Here is a 22,600-nt window from a genome sequence, read left to right as displayed (position 1 = left end):
TCAGGCGGGGCGGGGGCGCATGACCAGCCAGATCAGCGCCCCGCCCGCCAGCACCAGGAAGGGCAGCATCGCCAGGTTCACCGCGTTCCAGCCCGCGACGATGGACCCGCCCGAGCAGTTCATCAGCCCGCCCGAGGACAGGGACGCCAGGAACACCCCGCCGAAGACCACGAAATCGTTCATGCCCTGCACGCGGCCGCGTTCCTCGGGGGCATGGGCGCGGGTCAGCATGGTGGTGGCGCCGATATAGCCGAAGTTCCAGCCGATCCCCAGCAGGATCAGGGCGATGAAGAACTGCTCCAGTTCCACCCCGGACAGGGCGACGGCGCCCGCGGCGGCCAGGATCGCCAGGCCCAGCCCGACGATCCGCTCCGGTCCGAAGCGTGCGATCAGGTGGCCGGTGACGAAGCTGGGCGCGAACATGGCCAGCACATGCGCGCTGACGATGTTGGCGGCATCCGCCGTGTCGTAGCCGCAGCCCACCACGGCCAAGGGCGTGGAGGTCATCACCAGGTTCATCAGCGCATAGGAGACCATGCCGCAGACCATCGCCACGGCGATGGCGGGGGTCCGCAGGATCTGCCCCATCGGGCGTCCCGTGGATGCGCCCGCCGCCGGAGCGGGCGGTTTGGGGATGTCCAGGAAGGCGAATAGCAGCGGTCCTGCAAGGTTCAGGCCGATCACCGCCAGATAGGTCGCCAGGAACGGCACGGCGGTCAGGTCGCTGGTCATGCGCACCAGCGCCGGGCCGATGATGGCGGCGGCCAAGCCCCCGGCCATGACCAGGCTGATGGCCTTTGGAGCGTAATCCTCGGGCGCGGTGTCGGTGGCGGCAAAGCGGTAGAAGCCTTGCGCCGACATGTAGATGCCGGTCAGCCCCGACCCCACCATGAACAGCGCAAACGAGCCCAGCCACAGCCCCGCCGCCGCGATCGCCGCGCCCAAGGCCCCCGCCGCCACGGCCAGCAGGAACCCCGCCTGCCGCCCGCGCGCCTGCATGAAGCGTGCCAGGGGCCGTGCCGACAGGGTCGAGCCCAGGATGATCATCGACAGCGGCAGCGTCACCAGGCAGGGATGCGGCGACAGAATCTGTCCCGCAAGCCCCCCCACGATGAAGATGACCGACATCTGCGCGCCCAGGATCGCCTGTGCCAGCACAAGGACCGCGACGTTGCGCCGGGCGCGCGCCAAATCCATCGTGTCAGCCGCGCAGCGCCGCGGCGGTGCGGGCGCGATCCTCGATCGCCTGCCAGTTGCCGGCGGCCATGTCGGCGTCCGTCACGATCCAGCTGCCGCCAACGCAGATCACGTTGGGCAGCGACAGATAGCTGCCCGCGTTCTGGGGTGTCACGCCGCCCGTGGGGCAGAAGCTGATGCGGGGCAGGGGGCCTGCCAGCGATTTCAGCGCAGGCGCGCCGCCCACGGCCTCGGCCGGGAAGAACTTGAGCATGTCGAAGCCCGCGTCGGCAGCCCGCATCACTTCGGAGGCGGTGACGGCGCCCGGCAGCAGCGGCAGGGCCAGATCCTCGCAGGCGGCGATCAGTCGGTCGGTCAGGCCCGGAGAGACCGCGAAGCTGGCGCCCGCGTCCTTGGCGCGCTTGGCGTCGTCCGGGGTCAGCACGGTGCCCGCGCCGACATGGCCGCCCGCGACGCCGCTCATGGCGCGGATCGCGTCAAGCGCGGCGTCCGAGCGCAGCGTCACCTCCAGCACCGGCAACCCGCCCGCGACCAGCGCACGGGCCAGCCCCTCGGCATGGGCCACGTCCTTGATGACGATGACCGGGATCACCGGCGCAAGCTGGCACAGGGCTTTCGTCTGCCGGGACTGATCTTGGGGGGTCATGGCGGGCCTATCGCTTATGAATGGAACTGCTGCGAACCTGAACCCAAGCCCCGCCCGATGCAAGGGTGCCGCCATGCCGATGTTACCGCTATCTGCAGGAATGCAACAGCGAATCCGCTTGCCTTTCACCCGCGCAGGGGCTATCGCGCGCCTACTTCACAGGCAGGGGAGGGCCTTGCGGGACATATCCGCAACGGTCCACCGGTTGGGGCATCCGCCCTGAGACCCCCTGCCAAGGCGCAAACCGGAAAGGAACTCCTCATGGCGCTTCCCGAATTCTCGCTGCGTCAGCTTCTTGAAGCTGGCGTCCACTACGGTCACCAGACCCAACGCTGGAACCCCCGCATGGGCGAGTTCATCTATGGCGACCGCAACGGCATCCACATCCTGGACCTGACGCAGACCGTGCCGATGCTGGACGCGGCCCTGCAGGTCGTGCGCGACACCGTCGCCAAGGGCGGCCGCGTCCTGTTCGTCGGCACCAAGCGCCAGGCACAGCGTTCCATCGCGGAAGCGGCTGAAAAGTCGGCACAGTTCTACATGAACCACCGTTGGCTGGGCGGTACGCTGACCAACTGGAAGACCGTCAGCCAGTCGATCAACCGCCTGAAGGCGATCGACGAGACGATGGCCGGCGGCGCCGAGGGCCTGACCAAGAAAGAGCGCCTGCAGCTGGAGCGCGAGCAGACCAAACTGCAAGCCTCGCTGGGCGGCATCCGCGACATGGGCGGCCTTCCCGACCTGCTGTTCGTCATCGACGTGAACAAGGAAGACCTGGCCATCCTGGAAGCCAAGAAGCTGGGCATCCCGGTCGTGGCCGTGGTCGACACCAACTGCTCGCCCGACGGCATCGACTACATCATCCCGGGCAACGACGACGCGGCCCGCGCCATCGCGCTGTACTGTGACTTGGTCAGCCGTGCGGCCCTGGACGGCATGACCGCGCATATGGGTGCGTCGGGCGTCGACCTGGGTTCGCTGGCCGAAGCGCCGGAAGAGCTGCTGGACGAGCCGGCGACCGAAGAGGCCGCAGCCGAGGCCTGATCCGCCCCGGAACCACCCATTCATCGGATTGTCGTCAGGCGGGGATATGCCCCGCCTGACGCGTTGAACAGATAGGAGACGGATATGGCAATCACCGCAGCGATGGTGAAGGAACTGCGCGAGACCACCGGCGCAGGCATGATGGACGCCAAGAAGGCCCTGACCGAGAACGACGGCAACATGGAAGCGGCCATCGACTGGCTGCGCACCAAGGGCCTGGCGAAAGCCGCCAAGAAGGCCGATCGCGTCGCCGCCGAAGGTCTGGTGGGCGTGCAGGTCTCGGGTGGCCGCGGCGTCGCCGTCGAGATCAACTCGGAGACCGACTTCGTCGCCAAGAACGCCGATTTCCAGCAGCTGGTCCGTGACATCACCGGCGTCGCGCTGAACGGCGCGGGCGAGATCGAGGCCCTGAAGGCCGCCGATCTGGACGGCAAGCCCGTCTCGGACGTCGTGACCGGCGCCATCGCCCGCATCGGCGAGAACCTGACCCTGCGCCGCGTGCAGGTCCTGGAAGGCGAGACCGTCGTGTCCTACGTGCACAACGCTGCCGCCGACGGCTTGGGCAAAATTGGCGTGCTGGTCGCGCTGTCGGGTCCGGCGGACAAGGCGCAGACCGTGGGCAAGCAGTTCGCGATGCACATCGCGGCGACGAACCCCGTTTCGCTGTCCGAGGCGACCATGGATACCGCCGCGCTGGAGCGCGAGCTGCAGGTCCAGACCGCCAAGGCTCTGGAAGAGAACGCCTCTTCGGCCAAGCCGAAGCCCGAGGCCGTCATCCAGAACAACATCATCCCGGGCCGGATGAAGAAGTTCGTGGCCGAGAACACGCTGCTGGGTCAGGCTTTCGTGATGAACCCCGACCTGACGGTCGAGCAGGCCGCGGCCGAGGCCGGCGTCCAGATCACCGGCTATGCCCGCGTGATGGTCGGCGAAGGCATCGAGAAGAAGGAAGAGGATTTCGCAGCCGAGGTCGCCAAGACCCTCAGCGGTGCCTGATCCCTTCTTGATCGAACGACACGAATGCCGGCCCCCTGGGCCGGCATTTCGCGTTCCGGACCTTGGTGGCGGCGCCCGGCCAAGGCAACCTTGCCGCACGCCGCCTGTTCCTGACACTTGCGTGTCACCACTCACGGAACGTCGCGATGTGACGCGGTTTCGGGGGCGGGCGAAACGGTGGAAAACCCTACCCCTGGCCCCCCAGCCTCAGCGAGGCGGCGGCAGGCTGGAACAGCTGATGCGTCACATGGGCCTTGAGCACGGCCTGGGGCGTCGTCTCGACCCCCAGGGCCTCGCGGGCCAGGCGCATGTGCTTTTCCACGGTGGCGGCGGTGATGCCCAGGATCACCGCGATCTCTCCGACGGTCTTGCCGGCCGAGCGCCAGCCCAGGACCTCGCGTTGGCGCGGGGTCAGGGTGGCCTTGGGCAGGTTGCGCTGCATCGTCGCGATGCGCATGTGCATCACCCAGGACAGCACCCGGACCTCGCGGCCCGACCGCGCCCAGGACGCCTGCAGGTCCTGTGCATCGGCACCCCGCCGCGGCATCACCACCACCGCGCCCACGCTGTGAAGGACCTTGTCGCGCAGGCTGATGATGCGGGCATGGCCCAGCCCGTGTTCCGCCGCCAGCCCGAAGGACCGCGACAGGCCGAATTGGTCCTGCAACGCGTCGGACGCGATGTCGCCGTCATTGTCGCGCACCCATTCGACCCAGGGGTCTTGATCCAGGTCGCGCAGCCGCTGGGCCTGTTCGATCAGGTCGGGGGGCAGGTTGCTGAAGACCACGGGGTTGTCGCGCAACAGCGCCCTGGGCACCGTCAGCATGAAACGCGCGGCATAAAGGGCGTGATCGTAGCCAAGCTGGCCGACCGCTTCCAGAAATACGGAGCGGATGTCGGCAATGGTCGGGGCGTCCAGAAGACGTTCGATAAAACCTGATAACATCTATGTCTAAAACTCAATGCGTTCTTAAAGTCCCATAGGACGGCGCAGCGCAGAGATTGCCAAGGGGTAATGTCGTGAAAATATCGCGATGGCCGGTGATCTGAATATTGCGCGTGGCGGTCCGGGGGCGGGGGTGCTGGACGCGTGGCCCCGGGCATGCGAAGGGTGCGGGACATTCCGTTCTCAACGCCAACCGACAGATCGCCTGCCATGCCCTTCATCATCGCCATCGACGGACCGGCCGCATCGGGCAAGGGCACCATCGCCCGCGCGCTGGCCGACCGGTTCGGATTTCACCACCTGGACACGGGTCTGCTGTACCGGGCGACCGGCGCCAAGGGGGGCGATCCGGTCGCGGCGGCCCATTCGCTGAACGCGGAGGATCTGGCCCGCCCGGACCTTCGCAGCGCCGAGGCGGGTCAGGCCGCCAGCCGCATCGCGGCCATTCCCGACGTGCGCGAGGCCCTGGTCGCGTTCCAGCACCGCTTTGCCGCGCAGGACCCCGGCGCCGTGCTGGACGGGCGCGACATCGGCACGGTCATCTGTCCCGATGCGGCGGTCAAGCTGTACGTGGTCGCCTCGGATGAGGTGCGGGCGGCGCGTCGCGCAGCGGAATTGGGCGCCGACCCCCAGGAGATGCTGGCCCAACTGCGCGAACGCGATCTGCGCGACAGCCAGAGGGCGACGGCGCCGCTGCGCCCGGCCGAGGATGCGGTCGTGCTGGACACCAGCACGCTGAGCATCGACGATGCCGTGGCGCGCGCCGTGGCCGAGGTGTTGCGCGTCCGGGGCGACTGACGGGCCTGGTGCCCGTCCCGCGCCTATGCCGGCGGGGTCAGGGGGCGATGATCTCGAATTTCGCGACATCGACCATGCCGCGATCGGTGATCTTCAGTGCGGGAATGACCGGCAGGGCAAGGAAGGCCAGCTGCAGGAACGGCTCCTCCAGGGTCGTGCCCAGGGTCCGGGCCGCCTCGCGCAGCGCGATCAGCGTGTCGCGTACGGTCTCGAACGGCTCAAGGCTCATCAGCCCGGCGACCGGCAGGGGCAGTTCGGCCAGGATGCGGCCGTCGCAGGCCACGACGAAGCCCCCCTCCAGATCGGTCAGCCGGTTGGCCGCCAGCGCCATGTCGGCGTAATCGACGCCCACCACGGCGATGTTGTGATGATCATGGCACAGCGTCGATGCGATGGCCCCGCGCGCCAGCCCGAACCCCTGCACGAAGCCCGTGGCGATGTTGCCGTTGCGCCCATGCCGCTCGATCACCGCGATGCGGGACAGATCGCGCGCGGGATCGGGGCACTTGTCGCCGTCCTGCGGCGGGATGTCATGGGTCAGGTGTTCGGTGATGATCTTGCCTTCCAGGATGCCGATCACCGGGGTTTCCGTGCGGTTGCCGGTGCAGCGGAAATCCTGCGGCGTCACCTTGGGCGCCTTGACCGAGGCGCGGCCCACCGGCGCCACCGTCCCGCGCGCGGCGAAGGCCGCGGCATCGACGATCCGCCCGCCGGTCAGGACCAGCTGCGCGTGGCACCCCTCCAGGCTGTCGATGGCCACGATATCGGCGCGCAGGCCCGGCGCGATCAGTCCGCGATCCCTCAGCCCAAAGGCCTCGGCCGCCGACAGCGACGCCGCGCGATAGGCCGCCAGCGGCGATGTGCCAAGCGCGATCAGCCGGCGGATCATGTAGTCCAGATGCCCATGCTCTCCGATGTCCAGCGGGTTGCGGTCGTCGGTGCACAGGCACAGATAGGCGCTGGTCGCCTCGGTCAGGATCGGCTGCAGCGCGTCCAGGTCCTTGCTGACCGAGCCTTCGCGGATCAGGACGCGCATCCCCTTGCGCAGCTTTTCCAGCGCCTCCTCGGCGGTCGTGGCCTCATGCTCGGTGCGGATGCCGGCGGCGACATAGGCGTTCAGGTCCAGACCCGTCAGTTGCGGGCAATGCCCGTCGATATGGCCGCCCGCGAACAGGCGCAGCTTGGCCATCGCGCCCGGATCGCGGTGGATCACGCCGGGATAGTTCATGAATTCGGCCAACCCGATGGCCGAGGGGTGGCCCATGACCTGCGCCAGATCCCCCGCCTCGATCCGCGCGCCGGATGTCTCCATCTCGGTGGACGGCACGCAGGAGGACAGCTGCACCCGCAGGTCCATCAGCAGATGCTCGGAGGCCGCCTGGAAATACCGGATCCCGTCCAGGCCGATGACATTGGCGATCTCGTGCGGGTCGCAGATGGCCGTGGTGACGCCGCGGGGCGTCACGCAGCGGTCGAACTCGAAGGGCGTGACCAGGCTGCTTTCGACATGCAGATGCGTGTCGATGAAGCCCGGCACCAGGATCAGCCCGGTGACGTCGATCACGCGGTCGGCGGCGTAATCGCCGATGCCTGCGATGCGGTCGCCGCAGATCGCCACGTCGCCCGCCATCATCGTGCCGGTGATCAGATCGAAGACCCGGCCGCCGCGCAGGATCAGGTCGGCGGGCTGATCGCCCCGGGCCACGGCGATGCGGCGTTCCAGATCATCCATCACTCTCTCCTGTCCGTTTGCGGCACATGACCGCAAACGGCGCCCGAGGTCCAGTGACCCCTCAGGGGTTCCAGCGCAGGAAGTTGGCGATCAGGCGCAGGCCCACGGCCTGGGACTTCTCGGGGTGGAACTGGGTGCCGACGATATTGTCGCGCCCGACCACCGCCGTCACCGCCCCGCCGTAATCGACATGGGCCAACAGATGGGCGGGGTCCGTTACCTGGAACTGCCAGCTGTGGACGAAATAGGCGTGATCGCCGGTCGCGATCCCCTCCAGCACGGGGTGGGGGCGGTCGATGACCAGATCGTTCCAGCCCATATGCGGCACCTTGAGGCCGGGGGCGGCGATGGCGCGGATCTCTCCGCCGATCCAGTCCAGGCCGGGCGTCTCGCGGTATTCATGGCCCGTGGTGGCCAGCATCTGCATGCCGACGCAGATGCCCATGAAGGGCACGCCGCGGGTGATCACCGCGTCCTGGATCGCCTCGGCCATGCCGTCCACCTCGCCAAGGGCGGTGCGGCAGGCGGGAAAGGCCCCGTCGCCGGGCAGCACGATGCGGTCGGCGCGGGCGGCGACTTCGGGGTCGGAGGTCACGACGACCTCGGCGCCCGCGTCGCGGCCCATCAGCTGGAACGCCTTTTCGGCCGAATGCAGGTTGCCGCTGTCGTAATCGACCAGCGCGACCCGCATCACAGCGCCCCCTTGGTCGAGGGCAGCACGCCCGCCATGCGCGGATCGGGCTCGACCGCCTCGCGCAGCGCGCGGGCCACGGCCTTGAAGGCGGCCTCGGCGATATGGTGGCTGTTCAACCCGTGCAGGCGGTCCACATGCAGCGTGATGCCGCCATGCGTGGACAGCGCCTGGAAGAACTCGCGCACCAGTTCGGTGTCGAACGTGCCGATCTTCTCCGACGGAAAATCGACGTTCCAGACCAGATAGGGCCGCGCCGACAGGTCCAGCGCCGCGCGGACCAGCGAATCGTCCATGGCCAGCAGGAAGCTGCCGTAACGGCGGATGCCCTTCTTGTCGCCCAGTGCCGCGACCAGGGCCTGGCCGATGGCAATGCCGGTATCCTCGACCGTGTGGTGGTCGTCGATATGCAGGTCGCCCTCCGCGCGGATGGTCATGTCGATCAGCGAGTGGCGCGACAGCTGGTCCAGCATGTGATCGAAGAAGCCCACGCCGGTCCGGTTGTCATAGACCCCGGTGCCGTCGAGGTTCAGCGTCACCTCGATCGAGGTTTCCGAGGTCTTGCGGGTGATGGTCGCCTGGCGCATGGGATGTCCTTCCTGTCAGGGCGCCTTATAGGGGCGGCGGGCGCATCAGCCAAGGTGCACTTGGCCCGCGGGATATCGCACCCGCGGCACCATCCGCGTGGCCAGGAAGAACCCCAGGGTCAGCGGCCCGACCCGGCCCAGGAACATCACCACCATGATGACCGCGCGCCCGAATTCGGATAGTTCAGGCGTATAGGCCCGCGACAGGCCGACCGTGCCGAAGGCCGACGAAACCTCGAACGCGATGTCGACGAAATCGCCGCCCTCGCTGATCAGCAGCAGAAAGATCGCGGTGACGATGACGGCCGAGGCCATCGCCATCAGCGCCATCGCCTTGAGCACGTCGCCAAGGGGGATGGACCTGCCGAACCCCGTCACCTCGGTCCGGCGGCGCAGGAACGCCCAGGTCGCCAGCAGCATCACGAAGACGGTCGTCACCTTGAGCCCGCCGCCCGTCGACGTGGGGCCGGCACCGATGATCATCAGAATCATGTACATGAACGAGGTGGAATCCTCCAACCCCGCGATGTCGGTCGAATTGAACCCCGCGGTGCGGGTGGTCACGCCCTGGAACCACGCGACGGTCAGGCGGGCGGTGATGCTGTGATACTGTGCCAGCGTGTTGGGGTTGTCCCATTCCAGGATCGCGGTCATGGCGACGCCGCCTACGATTAGGATGGCGGTGCCGACCATCATCATCCGCGTGTGCAGCGACCAGCCGCGCCAGAACGCGCGCTGGTACAGGTCGGCGATGACGACGTAGCCGATGCCGCCCGCGATGAACAGGACCGGGATCACCACGTTGACCACCGGGTCCAGCGCGTATCCCGTCAGCCCCGGAGAGAAGGTCGAGAAGCCCGCGTTGTTGAACGCCGAGACGGAATGGAAGATCGCATGCCACAGCCCCGGGCCCAGCCCGTGATGGGGCATGAAGGACAGGCACAGCAGCATCGCGCCCGCGACCTCGGCCATGACGACGATGCGCAGGATGGTCCAGACCAGCCGCGTCAGCTTGCCGTACGAGGTCTGGTTCAGATCCTCGCGCAGATAGGTGCCCTGGGTGATGCCCAGGGGGCGGCCCAGGGCCGACCAGATCAGCACCGCGAAGGTCATCAGGCCCAGCCCGCCCAGCTGGATCAGCACCGCGATGACCAGCTGTCCCCAGAACGCATAGACCAGTTCTGTGTCGACTACGTTCAGCCCCGTCACCGTCACCGCCGAGGTCGAGGTGAACAGCGCATCCGACAGCGTGATCGGCGTGTGCGTCATCGGCGGCAGCATCAGCAGCAGGCCGCCCACCGCGATCAGGGTCAGGTACCCCACCGCCAGCACGGCCGGCGGCGGCGTGCGCGCTAGCCAGCGCCGCAGCGCCGAGGGGCGGGGCCGCTTCACAGCCGGTCGCCGAAACCGGTCAGGTCGACCCGCTTGCCCAGCAGCAGCAGGCGGTCGTTGGCCTGCAGGACCGGGTCCTCTCCGCGGATGTCGCGATATTCGGTGCCGCGCATCATGCCCAGGATCTCGATCCCCGGGCCGGGGTTCAGCTGCGACAGGGTGCGGCCCGACAGGCGGTGCGGGATCATCAGGTTCACCACCGAATAGCCGTTGCCCAGGCTGACATAGTCCTGGACCGCCGGGTTGTTCAGCATCTGCGCGGTGTGGCGGCCCATCTCCAGCCCCGGCATGACGACGCGGTCTGCGCCGATCTTGGACAGGATGCGGTGATGGGTGCGGTTGTCGGCCTTGGCCCAGACCGTGCCCACGCCGACCAGCCGCAGGTTCATCGCGGCGATCACGTTGCTTTCCAGGTTGTTGCCGATCGACACCAGCCCCACGTCATAGCGGTCGACGCCCGCCTCGCGCAGCGCGCCTTCGTCGGTGGCGTCCAGGATCAGCGACGCGGGCAGCTGTTCTGCCAGCGCCGCCACCCGCCGCGGGTCCTTGTCGATGCCCATGACCTGGTTGCCGAACCGCGCCAGTTCGGCGGCCACGACGCTGCCGAAGGCGCCAAGCCCGATCACGACAAAGCTGCGGTTCACTTTTCCCATCGGGTCCTCGCCACGGCGCAAAACGCGAATGCTTGGTCACGGTCGCCGGCAAAGTCAACGGTCGGGCCGGGCGGGCCGGTGGGAACCAAATGTCCGGCAGTGGCCTTTCTGACCGAAATGTGAGAAGGAGTGAGCCTCCGCGGCGGATTTCCGCCAAGGGTCCAAGGACCTGCCACCCGTTCGAGACCAAATCTGAAAGGGACAGATGTCACAAACACCACCGAAAGGTCCGGGAACGCCGGGCACCCCCCGCGACCGGACGCGCGAACAGGACGCCCTGAGCGGCCGTTACCCGCCCCATGCCCCCAAGGCCCCGCCGCCCAAGGCAGAGCCCGCCCCCGCCCCCGATGACGGCATCGAGCCGCTGCCCGAGCCCGAAGGCCCGACAGAGATCATCGAGACTGACTATACCATCGGTCAGGACAACATCGAGCATCAGGGCAAGGTGCCCTTCGACATCCACAACCCGGTCTTCGGCATCTCTGCCGCGGCGGTGGTGCTGTTCACCGTCGCCACCCTGATGTTTCCCGGCCAGCTGGAACCCCTGTTCGGGGGCATCCGCGACGGGCTGACATCGAACCTGGACTGGTTCTTCATGCTGGCCGGCAACGTCTTCGTGCTGTTGTGCCTGGCGCTGATCGTGTCGCCGCTTGGCCGGATCCGTCTTGGCGGACCCGAAGCCACGCCCGATTTCAGCCTGACCGGCTGGTTCGCGATGCTGTTTGCGGCGGGCATGGGCATCGGCCTGATGTTCTATGGGGTCAGCGAACCGCTGGGCCATTTCGAGGCCGCGCTGGGCGGTCCGGTGACCGAGGGGGGCGTGCGCACCGACTGGGCCCCGCTGGGCGGCGCCGTCGACGACCCCGATGCCGCGCGCCGCATCGGCATGGCCGCGACGATCTTCCACTGGGGTCTGCACCCCTGGGCGATCTATGCGGTGGTGGCGCTGGCACTGGGCCTGTTCGCCTATAACAAGGGGCTGCCGCTGACGCTGCGCTCGGTCTTCTATCCGATCTTCGGCGAACGGATCTGGGGCTGGCCGGGCCACGTCATCGACATCCTGGCGGTGCTGGCCACGATCTTCGGCCTTGCGACCTCGCTGGGTCTGGGCGCGGAACAGGCGATGGCCGGGCTGGCCTATCTGTTCGGGTTCCAGAACACCGGCCTGAACAAGATCCTGCTGATCGTCGGCATCACCTTCGTCGCCGGGGCCTCGGTCGTCCTCGGCGTGGAAAAGGGCGTCAAGCGCCTGTCCGAGCTGAACATGATCCTGGCCATCGTGCTGCTGATCTTCGTCATCGCGGTGGGGCCGACCATGGCCATCCTGGGCGGCTTCTTCAGCAACCTGGGCGCCTATGGTGCCGAACTGATCCCGCTGTCGAATCCCTTCGGCCGCACGGACGACAACTTCCGCCACGGCTGGACCGCGTTCTATTGGGCATGGTGGATCAGCTGGTCGCCCTTTGTCGGCATGTTCATCGCCCGCGTCAGCCGCGGCCGTACCGTACGGCAGTTCCTGATCGCGGTGCTGATCGTGCCTTCGCTGATCTCGATCCTGTGGATGACGGCGCTTGGCGGCACGGCCATCGACCTGACCGTCAGCGGTTTCTCGGGCATCCTGGATGCGCCGCTGGAACTGGAGCTGTTCACCATGCTGGGGCAGCTGCCCCTGGCCTCCATCACCTCGCTGGTGGGGATCGTGCTGGTGATCGTGTTCTTCGTGACCTCGTCGGACAGCGGATCGCTGGTCATCGACACGATCGCGGCGGGCGGCAAGATCAACGCCCCCGTCCCGCAGCGCATCTTCTGGGTCACCATCGAGGGGGCGGTCGCCATCGCCCTGCTGGTGGGCGGCGGCCTGGTCGCGTTGCAGGCGATGGCGGTGTCGACGGGCTTTCCCTTCGCCATCGTGCTGCTGGGCGCGTGCTATGCCCTGGTCAAGGGCCTGATGGCCGAGCATCGAGAGCTGCGCTGACACCTGGATAATCGAAAGGAACGGGCGGGTTTTCCCGCCCGTTCTTGTCTTACCGGGCCTGCAATGCGAAAACGTCTGACAGACGCCACCAAAGGACCCGCGCCATGAGCGACATCACTGCCAGCGAACGCAGGCTGCGCGCCGCGCTTGACCGGATGGACAAGATGCTTGACGTGCCCCCACGTCCGGCCGAAGCGGCGGCACCAGCCCCGTCCAGCGCCGCCGATGACGGCGCCCTGGCCGAGCTGCAGGCCCGTCTGGACGCCGCGACGGAACAGGCCGCGGGCCTGTCCGCCGCCAACGAGGAACTGATCACCGCCAACCGCGACCTTCTGGAGGCGCAGGAGACCGGCGGCATCGGGGCCGATGAACAGATGGCCGCCCTGCAGGCCGAACTGTCCGCCCTGCGCGCCGCCCGCGCCGCCGAGATGGCGCAGATGAGCGAGATCATGGCAGAGCTGGAGCGCCTGCTGGCCGACGAACCGCCGATCCTGGACGGCGCCGTGCCGGACGAGGCCGGGGGCGATGCGGGCGGTCTGCCCGAGGATCTGCCGCCCAACCACGAGGAGCGCTGACATGGCCGAGGTCGAATTTACCATCGGACACAAGGAATACCGCGTCGGCGCCGCCGATGGCGAGGAACGCCTGCTGCAACGCGCCGCCGCCATCCTGGACGGAGAGGCGCGCCAGATCCTGGAACAGGCCGGTCGCGTCCCCGAGCCGCGCCTGCTGCTGTTGGCCGGGCTGATGCTGGCCGACCGTTTCGCCACGCTGGAGGATCGCGCCGAAAAGGCCGAACGCCACATCAATCGGCTGCAGCAGAACCCGCCCCGCGTCGAGGTTCCGGTGATTCCCTCTGACCTGCGCGAGGCGATGGCCGAGCTGGCCGCCCGCGCCGAATCGCTGGCTGACCGGTTGGAGGAGCAGCGGCAGGATTAACCTGCCGTTAACTTTGCCGGGCGATGATGGGGGCATGATGCGCATGACCGCCCCCCTTGTACTGATGCTGGCCCTGTCGGGCTGCACCACCCCGTCGCCCGGCTTTCTGGCCGCCGCGCGTCAGGACGTGACGGTCGACGGCATGCGCTTTGCCGTCTATCCCCGCGGGACCGAGGCGCAGGTGATCAGGCTGGACCGCCTGCGCCGCGCCGATCGCGTCCGTATGCCCGACCTGATGATGCGCGCGGCCGCCCAGGCCACCGGATGCCGGCCCATCGACAACAGCCTGACCCCGCAGGGCGGCCCCCATTCGGCCGTCGCACTGGTCGATCTGCGCTGCTAGCGGCCGTCGCCCAGAAAGCTGACCAGCGTTTCGGCCACGGCCTCTGGCGCGTCGGCATGCAGCCAGTGCCCGGCATCCTTCAGCGTGACGATGCGCACCTGCGGAAAATGGGCGCGCAGGGCGGCCTCTCCGGCATCGGCGACATAATCGGACCGGGCCCCGCGCAGGGCCATGACCTTGCGGGGAAAGCTGCCTTGCGGCAGGTCGTCGGGCCAGCCCACGATCTGCGGCATCGCCGCGCGCAGCGCGGGCAGGTTCAGCTTCCACGCGGGCGGCGTGGCCTTGAGGTCCAGGTTCTGCAGCAGGAACGCCCGCACGCCCGGTTCGGGCACGTCCGCGGCCATCGCCGCATCGGCTTGGCTGCGGCGGGTGATCGCGGACAGGTCCAGCGCCTCCATCGCATCGATATAGCGGGTCTGGTCGTGGTCATAGGCGATGGGCGCGATGTCCATGATCACCAGCCGCCGCACCAGGTCGGGCTGCATCAGGGCCAGCACCATCGCCGCCTTGCCGCCCATCGAATGGCCGACAAGATCGACCCGCCCGCCTAGATCGCCGATCAGTCGGGCCAGATCGCCCGCCAGCGCGGGATAGTCGGCATCCATGTCCTGGGGGCTGTCGCCGTGGTTGCGCAGGTCGACGGTGACCACGCGGCGCGTCTGCGCCAGCCTGCGGGCCTGCGCGCCCAGGTTGCGGCCCTGGCCGTACAGTCCGTGCACCAGCAGGACGGGAAGGGCGCCCTCGGGGCCCGCGACGGTGTGATTCAGCTTCATGCGGGCAGCTTACGGCGTCTGGCGCGCGGCTGCCATCCCGTCTATCCTGACCCGATGATGCGCAAGGGTCACAGCTTCGAAGACATTCCCGTCATGGCCGACGAGATCGCGGTCCTGATCGCGTCCCGGTTCGGCGGCGCCCGGCGCGGCGAACGGGGGGCGCTGCCGGCGCGCCTGCGCCGCCGTGCCGCCCGCCTGGCCGAGGCCGACCGCCTGTCGGCCCAGCCCAAGGTCGCGCGGCAGCTGCCCGCCGAGCGTCTGGCGCGCGATCACGCGGCGCTGGCCGCGCATCTGCGCCCCTTGGGCGAGATCACCCGCTGGCAGGGCAGGGCGGTCAGCTTTGGCGCCTCGGTCGCGTTCGGGGTGCTGGTGGTGGCCGCGCTGGCGATCTGGGTCGCGGTTCAGCGCGGGTTGCTGTGACGCCTTGCACATGATGCAAGGCTGACCTGTCCCCGCAGGGCTTGCCAAAACCGGCCCAAGCTGGTGTGAGGGCTAACACCCCCGTTCCAGGAACTCCGCATGACCTCCACCCCTGATTTTCGCGCCGCGATCCTGGCGCTGGCGCTTGGCGCATTCGCCATCGGCACGTCCGAATTCGCGGCCATGGGCCTGCTGCCCTATTTCGCCGCCGACCTGGCCCTGACCGAACCGCAGGCCGGGCACGTCATCAGCGCCTATGCCCTTGGCGTCGTGGTCGGCGCGCCGGTCACCGCGATGCTGGGCGCGCGGCTGCCGCGCAGGCGCTATCTGGCGGCACTGATGGCCTTTTACGGCGTCGTGAACCTGCTGGCGGCCTTCATGCCGGGGCTGGCGACGCTGGTCGGGGTGCGGTTCCTGGCCGGCCTGCCGCATGGCGGCTTTCTGGGCGTCGCGATGCTTTACGCGGCGGACGCGCTGCCCGTGGGACAGCGGGCCCGGGGCGCGGCACGGGTGCTGCTGGGGCTGACCATCGCCAACATCGTCGGCGTGCCGTTGGCGGGCTGGATGGGGCAAAGCATCGGCTGGCGGTGGGGCTTTGCGCTGCCCGGCGTGATCGCGCTGCTGTCGGCGTGGCTGATCCTGCGCGTGGCGCCCCGCGTCGGCGGCAATCCCGACGCCCGCCCGTGGGACGAACTGGCGGCGCTGCGCAACCCGCGCGTCCTGTGGGTGCTGGCCGTGGGGGCCATCGGGTTCGGCGGGCTGTTCGCGGTCTATGCCTTCCTGACGGCGGCGATCCTGGCCACCACCGACGCGCCGGGATACGTGATCCCGCTGACGCTTGCGGCCTTTGGCGTGGGCGGCACCCTGGGCACCTGGGGCGCCGGCCGCCTGACCGAGATCCTGGGCATCGACCGTGCGGCATTCGCCAGCCTGGCCGCGATGGCCGCGACCCAGGGGTTCGCAGCCTTGGTCGTGGGCAGCTGGCCGCTGATGGTGCTGTCGTCCTTCCTGATCGCCGCCGGTGCGGGGCTGGTCATTCCGCTGCAGACGCGGCTGATGGACGTGGCGGGGTCGGCCCAGAACATGGCGGCGGCGATGAATCACGCGGCCTTCAACGCGGCCAACGCGCTTGGACCCTTCCTGGCCGGGCTGGCGCTGGCGGCCGGATGGGGGTGGCGCGCGCCGGGGCTGGTGGGCGTGGCGCTTACGGCCGCGGGGGCGGTGGTGCTGACGATCGCTGTCCGACAGGACCGGAAAGCCCGGCGGACAGCATCGGGGGCGGCAGCGACCGCAGGATGACCTGGCGCGAGGTGGACGCGAATTCGCGCCGCCACGTGACCCACAGCACGATCGCCGTGCCCAGCATCAGCGTCCAGGCGCCGGTCAGCCAGCCAAGCGCGCCAAGCGCGAAATAGACGCTGCGCAGCCCGGCGTTGAAGCTGCGGGCGGCGGTGATGTTCAGGTCGGCCGCCTGCATGGCGCGGTCCATCGTCTCGGGGTGGTCGGCGCGGTTCGGGACCGCCGCCATCATCACCGCGCAATAGCCGAACAGCCGGTGCGCCCAGACGAACTTCAGGAACGCGTTCACCACGAAGAACATCGGCACCAGCAGGCGCAGTTCCCACCCCGTGCCGGCGGTGGGCGTCAGCTCCAGCCCGCTGGCGACGCTGCGCAGCCGCTCGCCGTTGCCGATCAGCGCCAGCAGACCGCCCGTGGCGATCATGCAGGCGCTGGCAAAGAACGCCGTCCCCTCGCGCAGGCTGGCCAGGATGTTGCCGTCGAAGATGCGCGGGTCGCGTTCGACGAAATGGCGCATCCATTCCCGGCGATAGCGCGTCATCAGCACCGAGACCGACGGCCGCCCCGCCGGCGGGCGTTCGGTGAACCAACCGATCCCCAGCCAGGCGACGAACAGGAACGCCAGCGCGGCCATGTCGCGCAGGGCCATCGGAGCGGCGGAAATCTGGTCCAGCAGGTTCATGACGCGACATTAGGGCCGGACGTCGCGCCTTGAAACCCCCCGTGACGCAGCATACCGTCGGGACGACAGGCAGGGAGGAGAACCGGCCATGATGCAGATGCCCCCACCCGACGCGTCCATCCTGGCGCGCAGGCAGGCGATCACCGATGCGCTGCAGCAGGCGCTGCCTGACGCGGTCATCGACGACCCGGCGGAAACGCGGGCCTATGAATGCGATGCGCTGTCGGCCTATCGCTGCGCGCCGCTGGCGGTGGTCCTGCCCCGCAGCACCGAGGAGGTGTCCCGCCTGCTGCGCCTGTGCCACGACCTGCGCGTGCCGGTGGTGCCGCGCGGCGCGGGGACCAGCCTTGCGGGCGGGTCCATGCCCACCGCCGACGCGGTCGTCATCGGCCTGTCGCGCATGACCGACGTGCTGGAGATCGCCCCCGAGGATCGGCTGATCCGGGTCCAGGCGGGGCGCACGAACCTGTCGGTGTCGGGTGCGGTGGACGGGCTGGGCTTCTTCTATGCGCCCGATCCGTCCAGCCAGCTGGCCTGCGCCATCGGCGGCAACATCGCCATGAATTCGGGCGGCGCGCATTGCCTGAAATACGGGGTCACCACCAACAACCTGCTGGGCGTCACGGTCGTGCTGATGGACGGCTCGGTCGTGCATCTGGGCGGCCCGATGGGCGAGGGGCCGGGGCTTGATCTTCTGGGTGTCGTCTGCGGGTCCGAGGGCCAGCTGGGCATCGTGACCGAGGCGACCCTGCGCATCCTGCCCAAGCCCGCCGGCGCCCGGCCCGCGCTGATCGGCTTTGCCGCAGCCGAGACCGCGGGCGCCTGCGTCGCCGCGATCATCCGGGCGGGCATCATCCCGGTCGCGATCGAGTTCATGGACGCCCCCTGCATCAAGGCGACCGAGGAGTTTTCGGGCGCGGGCTATCCCGACTGCGAGGCGTTGCTGATCGTCGAGGTCGAGGGCACGGGCCCCGAGATCGACGAACAGCTGACCCTGATCCGCGACATCGCCATGACCTTCGACCCGGTCGAGTTCCGCGAGAGCCGGTCCGACGACGAATCCGCCCGCATCTGGAAGGGCCGGAAATCGGCCTTTGGCGCGATGGGCAGCATGGGCGACTATATCTGCCTGGACGGCACGATCCCGGTGACGGCCCTGCCCACGGTCCTGGCGGGCATCGGCGATCTGTCGCGGCAATACGGGCTTGCCGTGTCGAACGTGTTTCACGCGGGCGACGGCAACATGCATCCCCTGATCATCTATGACGCGAACAAGCCGGGCGACCTGGACCTGGCCGAGGCGCTTGGCGCCGACATCCTGAGGCTGTGCATCAAGGTCGGCGGCTGCCTGACCGGTGAACATGGCGTGGGCATCGAAAAGAGAGACCTGATGAGCGAACAGTTCGCCCCCAACGACCTCGAGGCGCAAATGCTGGTCAAGGATGCGTTCGATCCGCACTGGCTGTTGAACGCGGCCAAGGTCTTTCCCTTGGATGTCAGCGCCCCGCGCCGCGACCGCCGCCTGAACCGGCCCGCCGATGCGGCCTGAAACCGAGGGCCAGCTGGCCCAGATGATCCGCGACGCCCGTGGCCCGATCGCCGTGACCGGTGGCGCCACGCGCCTGTGGCCCGGAGAGGGGCAGGGGGACCGGATCGACACGACCGCCCTGACCGGCGTGACGCTGTACGAACCCGAGGCGCTGACGCTGGTCGTCCGTGCAGGCACCCCGCTGGAGGAAGTGCGCCAGACCTTGGCCGCCGAAGGCCAGATGCTGGGGTTCGAACCCCCGGTCATGACCGGCTCGACCATCGGCGGCGTGGCCGCGACCAATGCCAGTGGCCCGCGCCGGGTTCAGGCCGGGGCCGCGCGCGACGCAATGATCGGCGTCCGCTTCGTGGACGGGCAGGGACAGATCGTCAGCAATGGCGGGCGGGTGATGAAGAATGTCACCGGCTATGATCTGGTCAAGCTGATGGCCGGCAGCCGCGGTACCTTGGGCGCGTTAACCGAGATCAGCTTTCGCACGGCCCCCATCCCGCCCGTGACCGCGACCCTGGCTTTGCCGGACCTGGACGCCGCGGCCGCCATCCCAGCCCTGTCCAGCGCGCTTGGCGGCCCTTTCGACGTGTCCGGTGCGGCGTGGCTGCCCGGCCACGGCGCGCTGATCCGGGTCGAGGGGCTGGCGGCATCGGTCAAGGCACGCGCGGCGAACCTGACCGCGCGCCTGTCCGCCTTCGGTACCGTGCAGGAGGGCGACCCTGAGGCTTGGGATCTGCTGTGCCGGACCAGCCACCACCCCGACCTGGACACCTGGCGCATCACCTGTCGGCCAAGCGAGGCGCCGGCCCTGCTGGCGCGGCTGCCGGAACCCCGGTCGCTGGACTGGGGCGGGGCATTGATCCATGTCCGCCTGCCGCGCGCGCAGATGCCCGACCTGCCGACCTTTTCGGGCCATGCCCGCCGCATCAGCGGCGCGCCGGGCATCCTGCCCGCCCCCGACCCCCTGACCGACCGGCTGGAGCGTGACCTGCGGGCACGGTTCGACCCGCGCGGCCTGTTTGGAAATCTTGCCTGATGCAGACCCATTTCTCGCCCGAACAGCTGTCCGACCCGCTGACCGCGCGGTCGAATAAGATCCTGCGGACCTGCGTGCATTGCGGCTTTTGCACGGCGACCTGCCCGACCTATCAGGTCTTGGGGGACGAGTTGGACAGCCCCCGCGGCCGTATCTACCTGATCAAGGAGATGCTGGAATCCGGCCGGCCGGCGGACGAAAAGACGGTCAAGCACATCGACCGCTGTCTGGGCTGTCTGTCCTGCATGACGACCTGTCCGTCGGGCGTGCATTACGGTCACCTGCTGGAACATGCACGAGAGCATATCGAGGAGACCTATCGCCGTCCCGTCGCCGACCGCTTCCTGCGGTGGGTGCTGAAATTCGTGCTGCCGCATCCGGGCCGGTTCCGGCTGGCGCTGATGGGCGCGCGGATCGCGCGGCCCTTCAAGGGGCTGATGCCGGACCGCCGCCTGCGCGCGATGCTGGACATGGCGCCCAGGTCGATCCCCCCGGTCAGCCGAAACGACGACGGCCAAACCTTCCCGGCGCAGGGCACCCGTCGCGCGCGGGTCGCGCTGATGGTCGGCTGCGCGCAGCGGGCGCTGAACACCGACATCAACGATGCCACCATCCGCCTGCTGCAGCGGGCGGGGGTCGAGGTGGTGATCCCGCAGGATTTCGGCTGCTGCGGGGCGCTGACCCTGCATATGGGGCAGGAGGCCGACGGCAAGGCCCGCGCCCGCGACAGCATCCGCCGCCTGCTTGCGGCCGAAGAGGGGGGTGCGCTGGACGCGGTGATCATCAACACCTCGGGCTGCGGAACGACGATCAAGGATTACGGGCACCTGTTCAAGGGCGACCCGATGGAGGCCGACGCGCGCCGTGTCGCGGGCTTGGCCCGTGACGTGACCGAGTTCCTGGTCGGGCTGGGCCTGCCCGCGCGGGCGGGCGATCAGGGGCAGGGAATGCGCGTCGCCTATCATTCGGCCTGTTCGCTGCAGCACGGCCAGCAGATCCGGTCGGCGCCCAAGGACCTGCTGTCGGGCATGGGCTTCACCGTGCTGGAGCCCGCGAACCCGCATCTGTGCTGCGGGTCGGCGGGGACATATAACCTGCTGCAACCGGAACTGTCGTCGGAGCTGAAGGCGCGCAAGGTCGAGACGCTGGAGGCGGTCGCACCCGAGGTGATCGCGGCGGGTAATATCGGCTGCATGATGCAGATCGGCGGCGGGACGCAGGTACCGGTGGTGCACACGGTCGAGCTGCTGGACTGGGCCACGGGCGGGCCGAAACCTGCCGCATTGGGGTCTTGAAACGCGGTTCGGGAGATCTAGATTCAGGAAACCGGCGGCCATGACGGCGTCGGTTTCCCTGCCCGCCCAGTTTCGGGGGGCAACTCTGACATCGCTTTGAACAGGATGTGACACATGCGTAATTTCGACCTGACCCCGCTGTACCGGGCCTCTGTCGGCTTCGACCGTCTGGCCGACGTCATGGACCGCGCCATGACCGCCGACGTGGCCAGCACCACCTATCCCCCCTACAACATCGAGAAGACCGGCGAGGACGCATATCGCATCTCGATCGCGGTAGCCGGCTTTGCCGCCGACGACCTGAACGTCGAGGTCCGCGACGGCGCCGTGATCGTGTCGGCCCGTAAGGCGGACGAGGACGAGGGCCGGACCTTCCTGCATCGCGGCATCGCCACGCGTGCGTTCGAGCGCAAGTTCACGCTGGCCGACCATGTCCGCGTCGATGGCGCCAGCCATGTCGACGGGATGCTGCATATCGACCTGGTCCGCGAGATCCCCGAGGCGCTGAAGCCCCGCCGGATCGAGATCGCCAAGACCCCGGCACGTGTCGGCAAGCTGGACGCCTGATCGCGTCCCGCGACGGCCGGGGGGCCAGCCCCCCGGACCCCCCGTCCGCCCAAGATCCGATGGAGAGGCCGCGTCCCCCGACGCGGCCTTTTGTGGTTACAACCTGCGACGCGCGCGCAAGGCGGCGGTGATGGTGCCGTCGTCGAGGTAATCCAGCTCTCCGCCGATGGGCACGCCCTGGGCCAGGCCCGTGACAGTCACGGGTGACCCCTCCAGCGCATCGGCGATGTAATGGGCGGTGGTCTGACCGTCGACGGTGGCGTTCAGCGCCAGGATCACCTCGGTGATGCTTTCGTCGTCAATGCGCGCCAGAAGGGTGGGGATCCCCAGGTCCTCCGGTCCCACATCGTCCAGCGCCGACAGCGTACCGCCCAGCACGTGATAGCGGCCGCGAAAGGCCCGGCCGCGTTCCAGCGCCCACAGGTCGGCCACGTCCTGAACCACGCAGATCTCTCCGGTTGCGCGGGCCGGATCGGTGCAGATCGCGCATTCGTCACGGTCGGTGATGTTTCCGCAGACCACGCATTCGCGCGAGTTCTGCGCCACCCGGTCCAGCAGTTGCGACAGCTGCACCATCTGCTGGCTGCGCCGGCGCACCAGCTGCAGCACGATGCGGCGGGCGGATCGCGGGCCCAGCCCAGGCAGCCGCGCCATCAGCGCGATCAGCGCCTGGATGTCGTCGCTGCCCTGTTCCATGCCGCTCAGAAGGGCAGCTTCATGCCGGGGGGCAGGCCCAGGCCTTCGGTCATGCGCGACATCTCGGCCTGCATCTTCTCCTCGGCGGCGCGTTGGGCGTCCTTGATGGCGGCCAGGATCAGGTCCTCGACCACCTCCTTTTCCGACGGCACGAATATCGACGGGTCGATCTCCAGCGCGGTCAACTCGCCCTTGGCGGTGCAGGTCGCGCGCACCAGGCCCGCGCCGGATTCGCCGGTCACGGTGATGCGGGCCATGTCCTCCTGCATCTGGCCCATCTTGTCCTGCATGTCCTTGGCGGCCTTCATCATCTTGGCCATGTCGCCAAAGCCGCCCAATCCCTTGATCATCGT

Annotated in this window: 25 protein-coding genes; 13 read left to right on the top strand and 12 right to left on the bottom strand. The window is 68.7% G+C overall.

Going from position 1 to position 22,600, the window contains the following annotated elements:
- Nucleotides 1–1,197: an MFS transporter gene (locus SY26_RS14375; RefSeq protein ID WP_046001067.1), complete on the bottom strand. Its 1,197-nt coding sequence runs from the start codon at nt 1,195–1,197 to the stop codon at nt 1–3.
- A 4-nt stretch (nt 1,198–1,201) separates the two neighbouring features.
- Nucleotides 1,202–1,843 carry a bifunctional 4-hydroxy-2-oxoglutarate aldolase/2-dehydro-3-deoxy-phosphogluconate aldolase gene (gene eda, locus SY26_RS14370; protein ID WP_045982919.1) on the bottom strand — a complete coding sequence of 214 codons (642 nt, stop codon included), beginning with the start codon at nt 1,841–1,843 and terminating at the stop codon, nt 1,202–1,204.
- Between the two features lie 261 nt (nt 1,844–2,104).
- Here eda and rpsB point away from each other — a divergent pair, with 261 nt between their 5' ends.
- Nucleotides 2,105–2,887 (top strand): 30S ribosomal protein S2, encoded by a 783-nt coding sequence (gene rpsB, locus SY26_RS14365; RefSeq protein WP_045982920.1) that lies wholly within the window; start codon nt 2,105–2,107, stop codon nt 2,885–2,887.
- 84 nt (nt 2,888–2,971) lie between these two features.
- Nucleotides 2,972–3,883 (top strand): translation elongation factor Ts, encoded by a 912-nt coding sequence (tsf, locus tag SY26_RS14360; RefSeq protein WP_046001066.1) that lies wholly within the window; start codon nt 2,972–2,974, stop codon nt 3,881–3,883.
- A 187-nt stretch (nt 3,884–4,070) separates the two neighbouring features.
- Here tsf and SY26_RS20010 read toward each other — a convergent pair whose 3' ends face one another.
- Nucleotides 4,071–4,829 (bottom strand): LuxR family transcriptional regulator, encoded by a 759-nt coding sequence (locus tag SY26_RS20010; protein WP_052715295.1) that lies wholly within the window; start codon nt 4,827–4,829, stop codon nt 4,071–4,073.
- A 210-nt stretch (nt 4,830–5,039) separates the two neighbouring features.
- On the opposite strand from SY26_RS20010, the gene SY26_RS14350 reads away from it, so the two are divergent.
- On the top strand, nt 5,040–5,627 hold the full coding sequence (locus tag SY26_RS14350; protein WP_046001065.1) for a d(CMP) kinase: 588 nt from the start codon (nt 5,040–5,042) through the stop codon (nt 5,625–5,627).
- A gap of 37 nt (nt 5,628–5,664) precedes the next feature.
- On the opposite strand, the gene ade is transcribed toward SY26_RS14350, so the two are convergent.
- The 5 genes from ade to SY26_RS14325 form a co-directional block, all read right to left on the bottom strand.
- On the bottom strand, nt 5,665–7,359 hold the full coding sequence (gene ade, locus SY26_RS14345) for an adenine deaminase (RefSeq protein WP_046001064.1): 1,695 nt from the start codon (nt 7,357–7,359) through the stop codon (nt 5,665–5,667).
- A 61-nt stretch (nt 7,360–7,420) separates the two neighbouring features.
- On the bottom strand, nt 7,421–8,050 hold the full coding sequence (gene hisH / locus SY26_RS14340) for an imidazole glycerol phosphate synthase subunit HisH (protein WP_046001063.1): 630 nt from the start codon (nt 8,048–8,050) through the stop codon (nt 7,421–7,423).
- On the bottom strand, nt 8,050–8,637 hold the full coding sequence (gene hisB, locus SY26_RS14335; protein ID WP_046001062.1) for an imidazoleglycerol-phosphate dehydratase HisB: 588 nt from the start codon (nt 8,635–8,637) through the stop codon (nt 8,050–8,052). Before hisB ends, hisH begins: the two co-directional genes overlap by 1 nt.
- 45 nt (nt 8,638–8,682) lie before the next feature.
- A complete protein-coding gene (locus SY26_RS14330; RefSeq protein WP_232303356.1) occupies nt 8,683–10,029 on the bottom strand; it encodes a TrkH family potassium uptake protein in 1,347 nt (448 codons plus the stop codon).
- Complete coding sequence (locus SY26_RS14325) at nt 10,026–10,682, bottom strand: TrkA family potassium uptake protein (protein ID WP_045982927.1); 657 nt, start codon at nt 10,680–10,682, stop codon at nt 10,026–10,028. The genes SY26_RS14330 and SY26_RS14325 overlap by 4 nt, the downstream gene beginning before the upstream one ends.
- 205 nt (nt 10,683–10,887) lie before the next feature.
- On the opposite strand from SY26_RS14325, the gene SY26_RS14320 reads away from it, so the two are divergent.
- The 4 genes from SY26_RS14320 to SY26_RS14305 all read left to right on the top strand — a co-directional run bounded on the left by SY26_RS14320 (nt 10,888) and on the right by SY26_RS14305 (nt 13,939).
- Nucleotides 10,888–12,657, top strand: coding sequence for a BCCT family transporter (locus SY26_RS14320; RefSeq protein WP_084693859.1), 1,770 nt, complete (start codon nt 10,888–10,890; stop codon nt 12,655–12,657).
- 104 nt (nt 12,658–12,761) lie between these two features.
- Nucleotides 12,762–13,232 carry a hypothetical protein gene (locus SY26_RS14315; protein WP_052715294.1) on the top strand — a complete coding sequence of 157 codons (471 nt, stop codon included), beginning with the start codon at nt 12,762–12,764 and terminating at the stop codon, nt 13,230–13,232.
- A 1-nt stretch (nt 13,233) separates the two neighbouring features.
- Nucleotides 13,234–13,596, top strand: a complete 363-nt coding sequence (locus SY26_RS14310; protein WP_045982928.1) for a cell division protein ZapA — start codon at nt 13,234–13,236, stop codon at nt 13,594–13,596.
- 43 nt (nt 13,597–13,639) lie between these two features.
- The gene (locus SY26_RS14305) at nt 13,640–13,939 is read left to right on the top strand and encodes a hypothetical protein (RefSeq protein ID WP_052715303.1); all 300 of its coding nucleotides are present in this window, start codon (nt 13,640–13,642) and stop codon (nt 13,937–13,939) included.
- Here SY26_RS14305 and SY26_RS14300 read toward each other — a convergent pair.
- Entirely contained in the window at nt 13,936–14,712 is a 777-nt protein-coding gene (locus SY26_RS14300; RefSeq protein ID WP_046001061.1) for an alpha/beta fold hydrolase, read from the bottom strand. The two genes, SY26_RS14305 and SY26_RS14300, sit on opposite strands and share 4 nt — an antisense overlap.
- A 54-nt stretch (nt 14,713–14,766) precedes the next feature.
- Between SY26_RS14300 and SY26_RS14295 the strand changes: the two genes are divergently transcribed.
- Both SY26_RS14295 and SY26_RS14290 read left to right on the top strand, forming a co-directional pair.
- Entirely contained in the window at nt 14,767–15,132 is a 366-nt protein-coding gene (locus SY26_RS14295) for a hypothetical protein (protein WP_232303355.1), read from the top strand.
- A 99-nt stretch (nt 15,133–15,231) separates the two neighbouring features.
- Nucleotides 15,232–16,431, top strand: a complete 1,200-nt coding sequence (locus SY26_RS14290; RefSeq protein WP_045982930.1) for an MFS transporter — start codon at nt 15,232–15,234, stop codon at nt 16,429–16,431.
- Here the strand turns inward: SY26_RS14290 and SY26_RS14285 are convergent.
- Complete coding sequence (locus tag SY26_RS14285; RefSeq protein ID WP_046001060.1) at nt 16,337–17,113, bottom strand: DUF599 domain-containing protein; 777 nt, start codon at nt 17,111–17,113, stop codon at nt 16,337–16,339. The genes SY26_RS14290 and SY26_RS14285 overlap by 95 nt on opposite strands.
- Before the next feature lie 91 nt (nt 17,114–17,204).
- On the opposite strand from SY26_RS14285, the gene SY26_RS14280 reads away from it, so the two are divergent.
- The 4 genes from SY26_RS14280 to SY26_RS14265 all read left to right on the top strand — a co-directional run bounded on the left by SY26_RS14280 (nt 17,205) and on the right by SY26_RS14265 (nt 21,551).
- A complete protein-coding gene (locus SY26_RS14280) occupies nt 17,205–18,662 on the top strand; it encodes an FAD-linked oxidase C-terminal domain-containing protein (protein ID WP_046001175.1) in 1,458 nt (485 codons plus the stop codon).
- Nucleotides 18,652–19,689 carry an FAD-binding protein gene (locus SY26_RS14275; protein WP_046001059.1) on the top strand — a complete coding sequence of 346 codons (1,038 nt, stop codon included), beginning with the start codon at nt 18,652–18,654 and terminating at the stop codon, nt 19,687–19,689. Before SY26_RS14280 ends, SY26_RS14275 begins: the two co-directional genes overlap by 11 nt.
- Nucleotides 19,689–20,984 (top strand): glycolate oxidase subunit GlcF, encoded by a 1,296-nt coding sequence (gene glcF, locus SY26_RS14270; protein ID WP_046001058.1) that lies wholly within the window; start codon nt 19,689–19,691, stop codon nt 20,982–20,984. The genes SY26_RS14275 and glcF overlap by 1 nt, the downstream gene beginning before the upstream one ends.
- 114 nt (nt 20,985–21,098) lie before the next feature.
- Nucleotides 21,099–21,551, top strand: coding sequence for an Hsp20 family protein (locus tag SY26_RS14265; RefSeq protein ID WP_045982934.1), 453 nt, complete (start codon nt 21,099–21,101; stop codon nt 21,549–21,551).
- A 96-nt stretch (nt 21,552–21,647) separates the two neighbouring features.
- On the opposite strand, the gene recR is transcribed toward SY26_RS14265, so the two are convergent.
- Together recR and SY26_RS14255 are read right to left on the bottom strand one after the other, a co-directional pair.
- On the bottom strand, nt 21,648–22,247 hold the full coding sequence (gene recR, locus SY26_RS14260) for a recombination mediator RecR (RefSeq protein ID WP_046001057.1): 600 nt from the start codon (nt 22,245–22,247) through the stop codon (nt 21,648–21,650).
- Nucleotides 22,248–22,252: 5 nt separating this feature from the next.
- Nucleotides 22,253–22,597 (bottom strand): YbaB/EbfC family nucleoid-associated protein, encoded by a 345-nt coding sequence (locus SY26_RS14255; RefSeq protein WP_045982936.1) that lies wholly within the window; start codon nt 22,595–22,597, stop codon nt 22,253–22,255.
- Nucleotides 22,598–22,600: the final 3 nt, after the last annotated feature.

This window comes from Paracoccus sp. 228 (assembly GCF_000967825.1).
GTDB classification, from domain to species: domain Bacteria; phylum Pseudomonadota; class Alphaproteobacteria; order Rhodobacterales; family Rhodobacteraceae; genus Paracoccus; species Paracoccus marcusii.
Note: the sequence above shows the minus strand (reverse complement) of the source record. Positions and strands in the feature narration are given on the sequence as shown.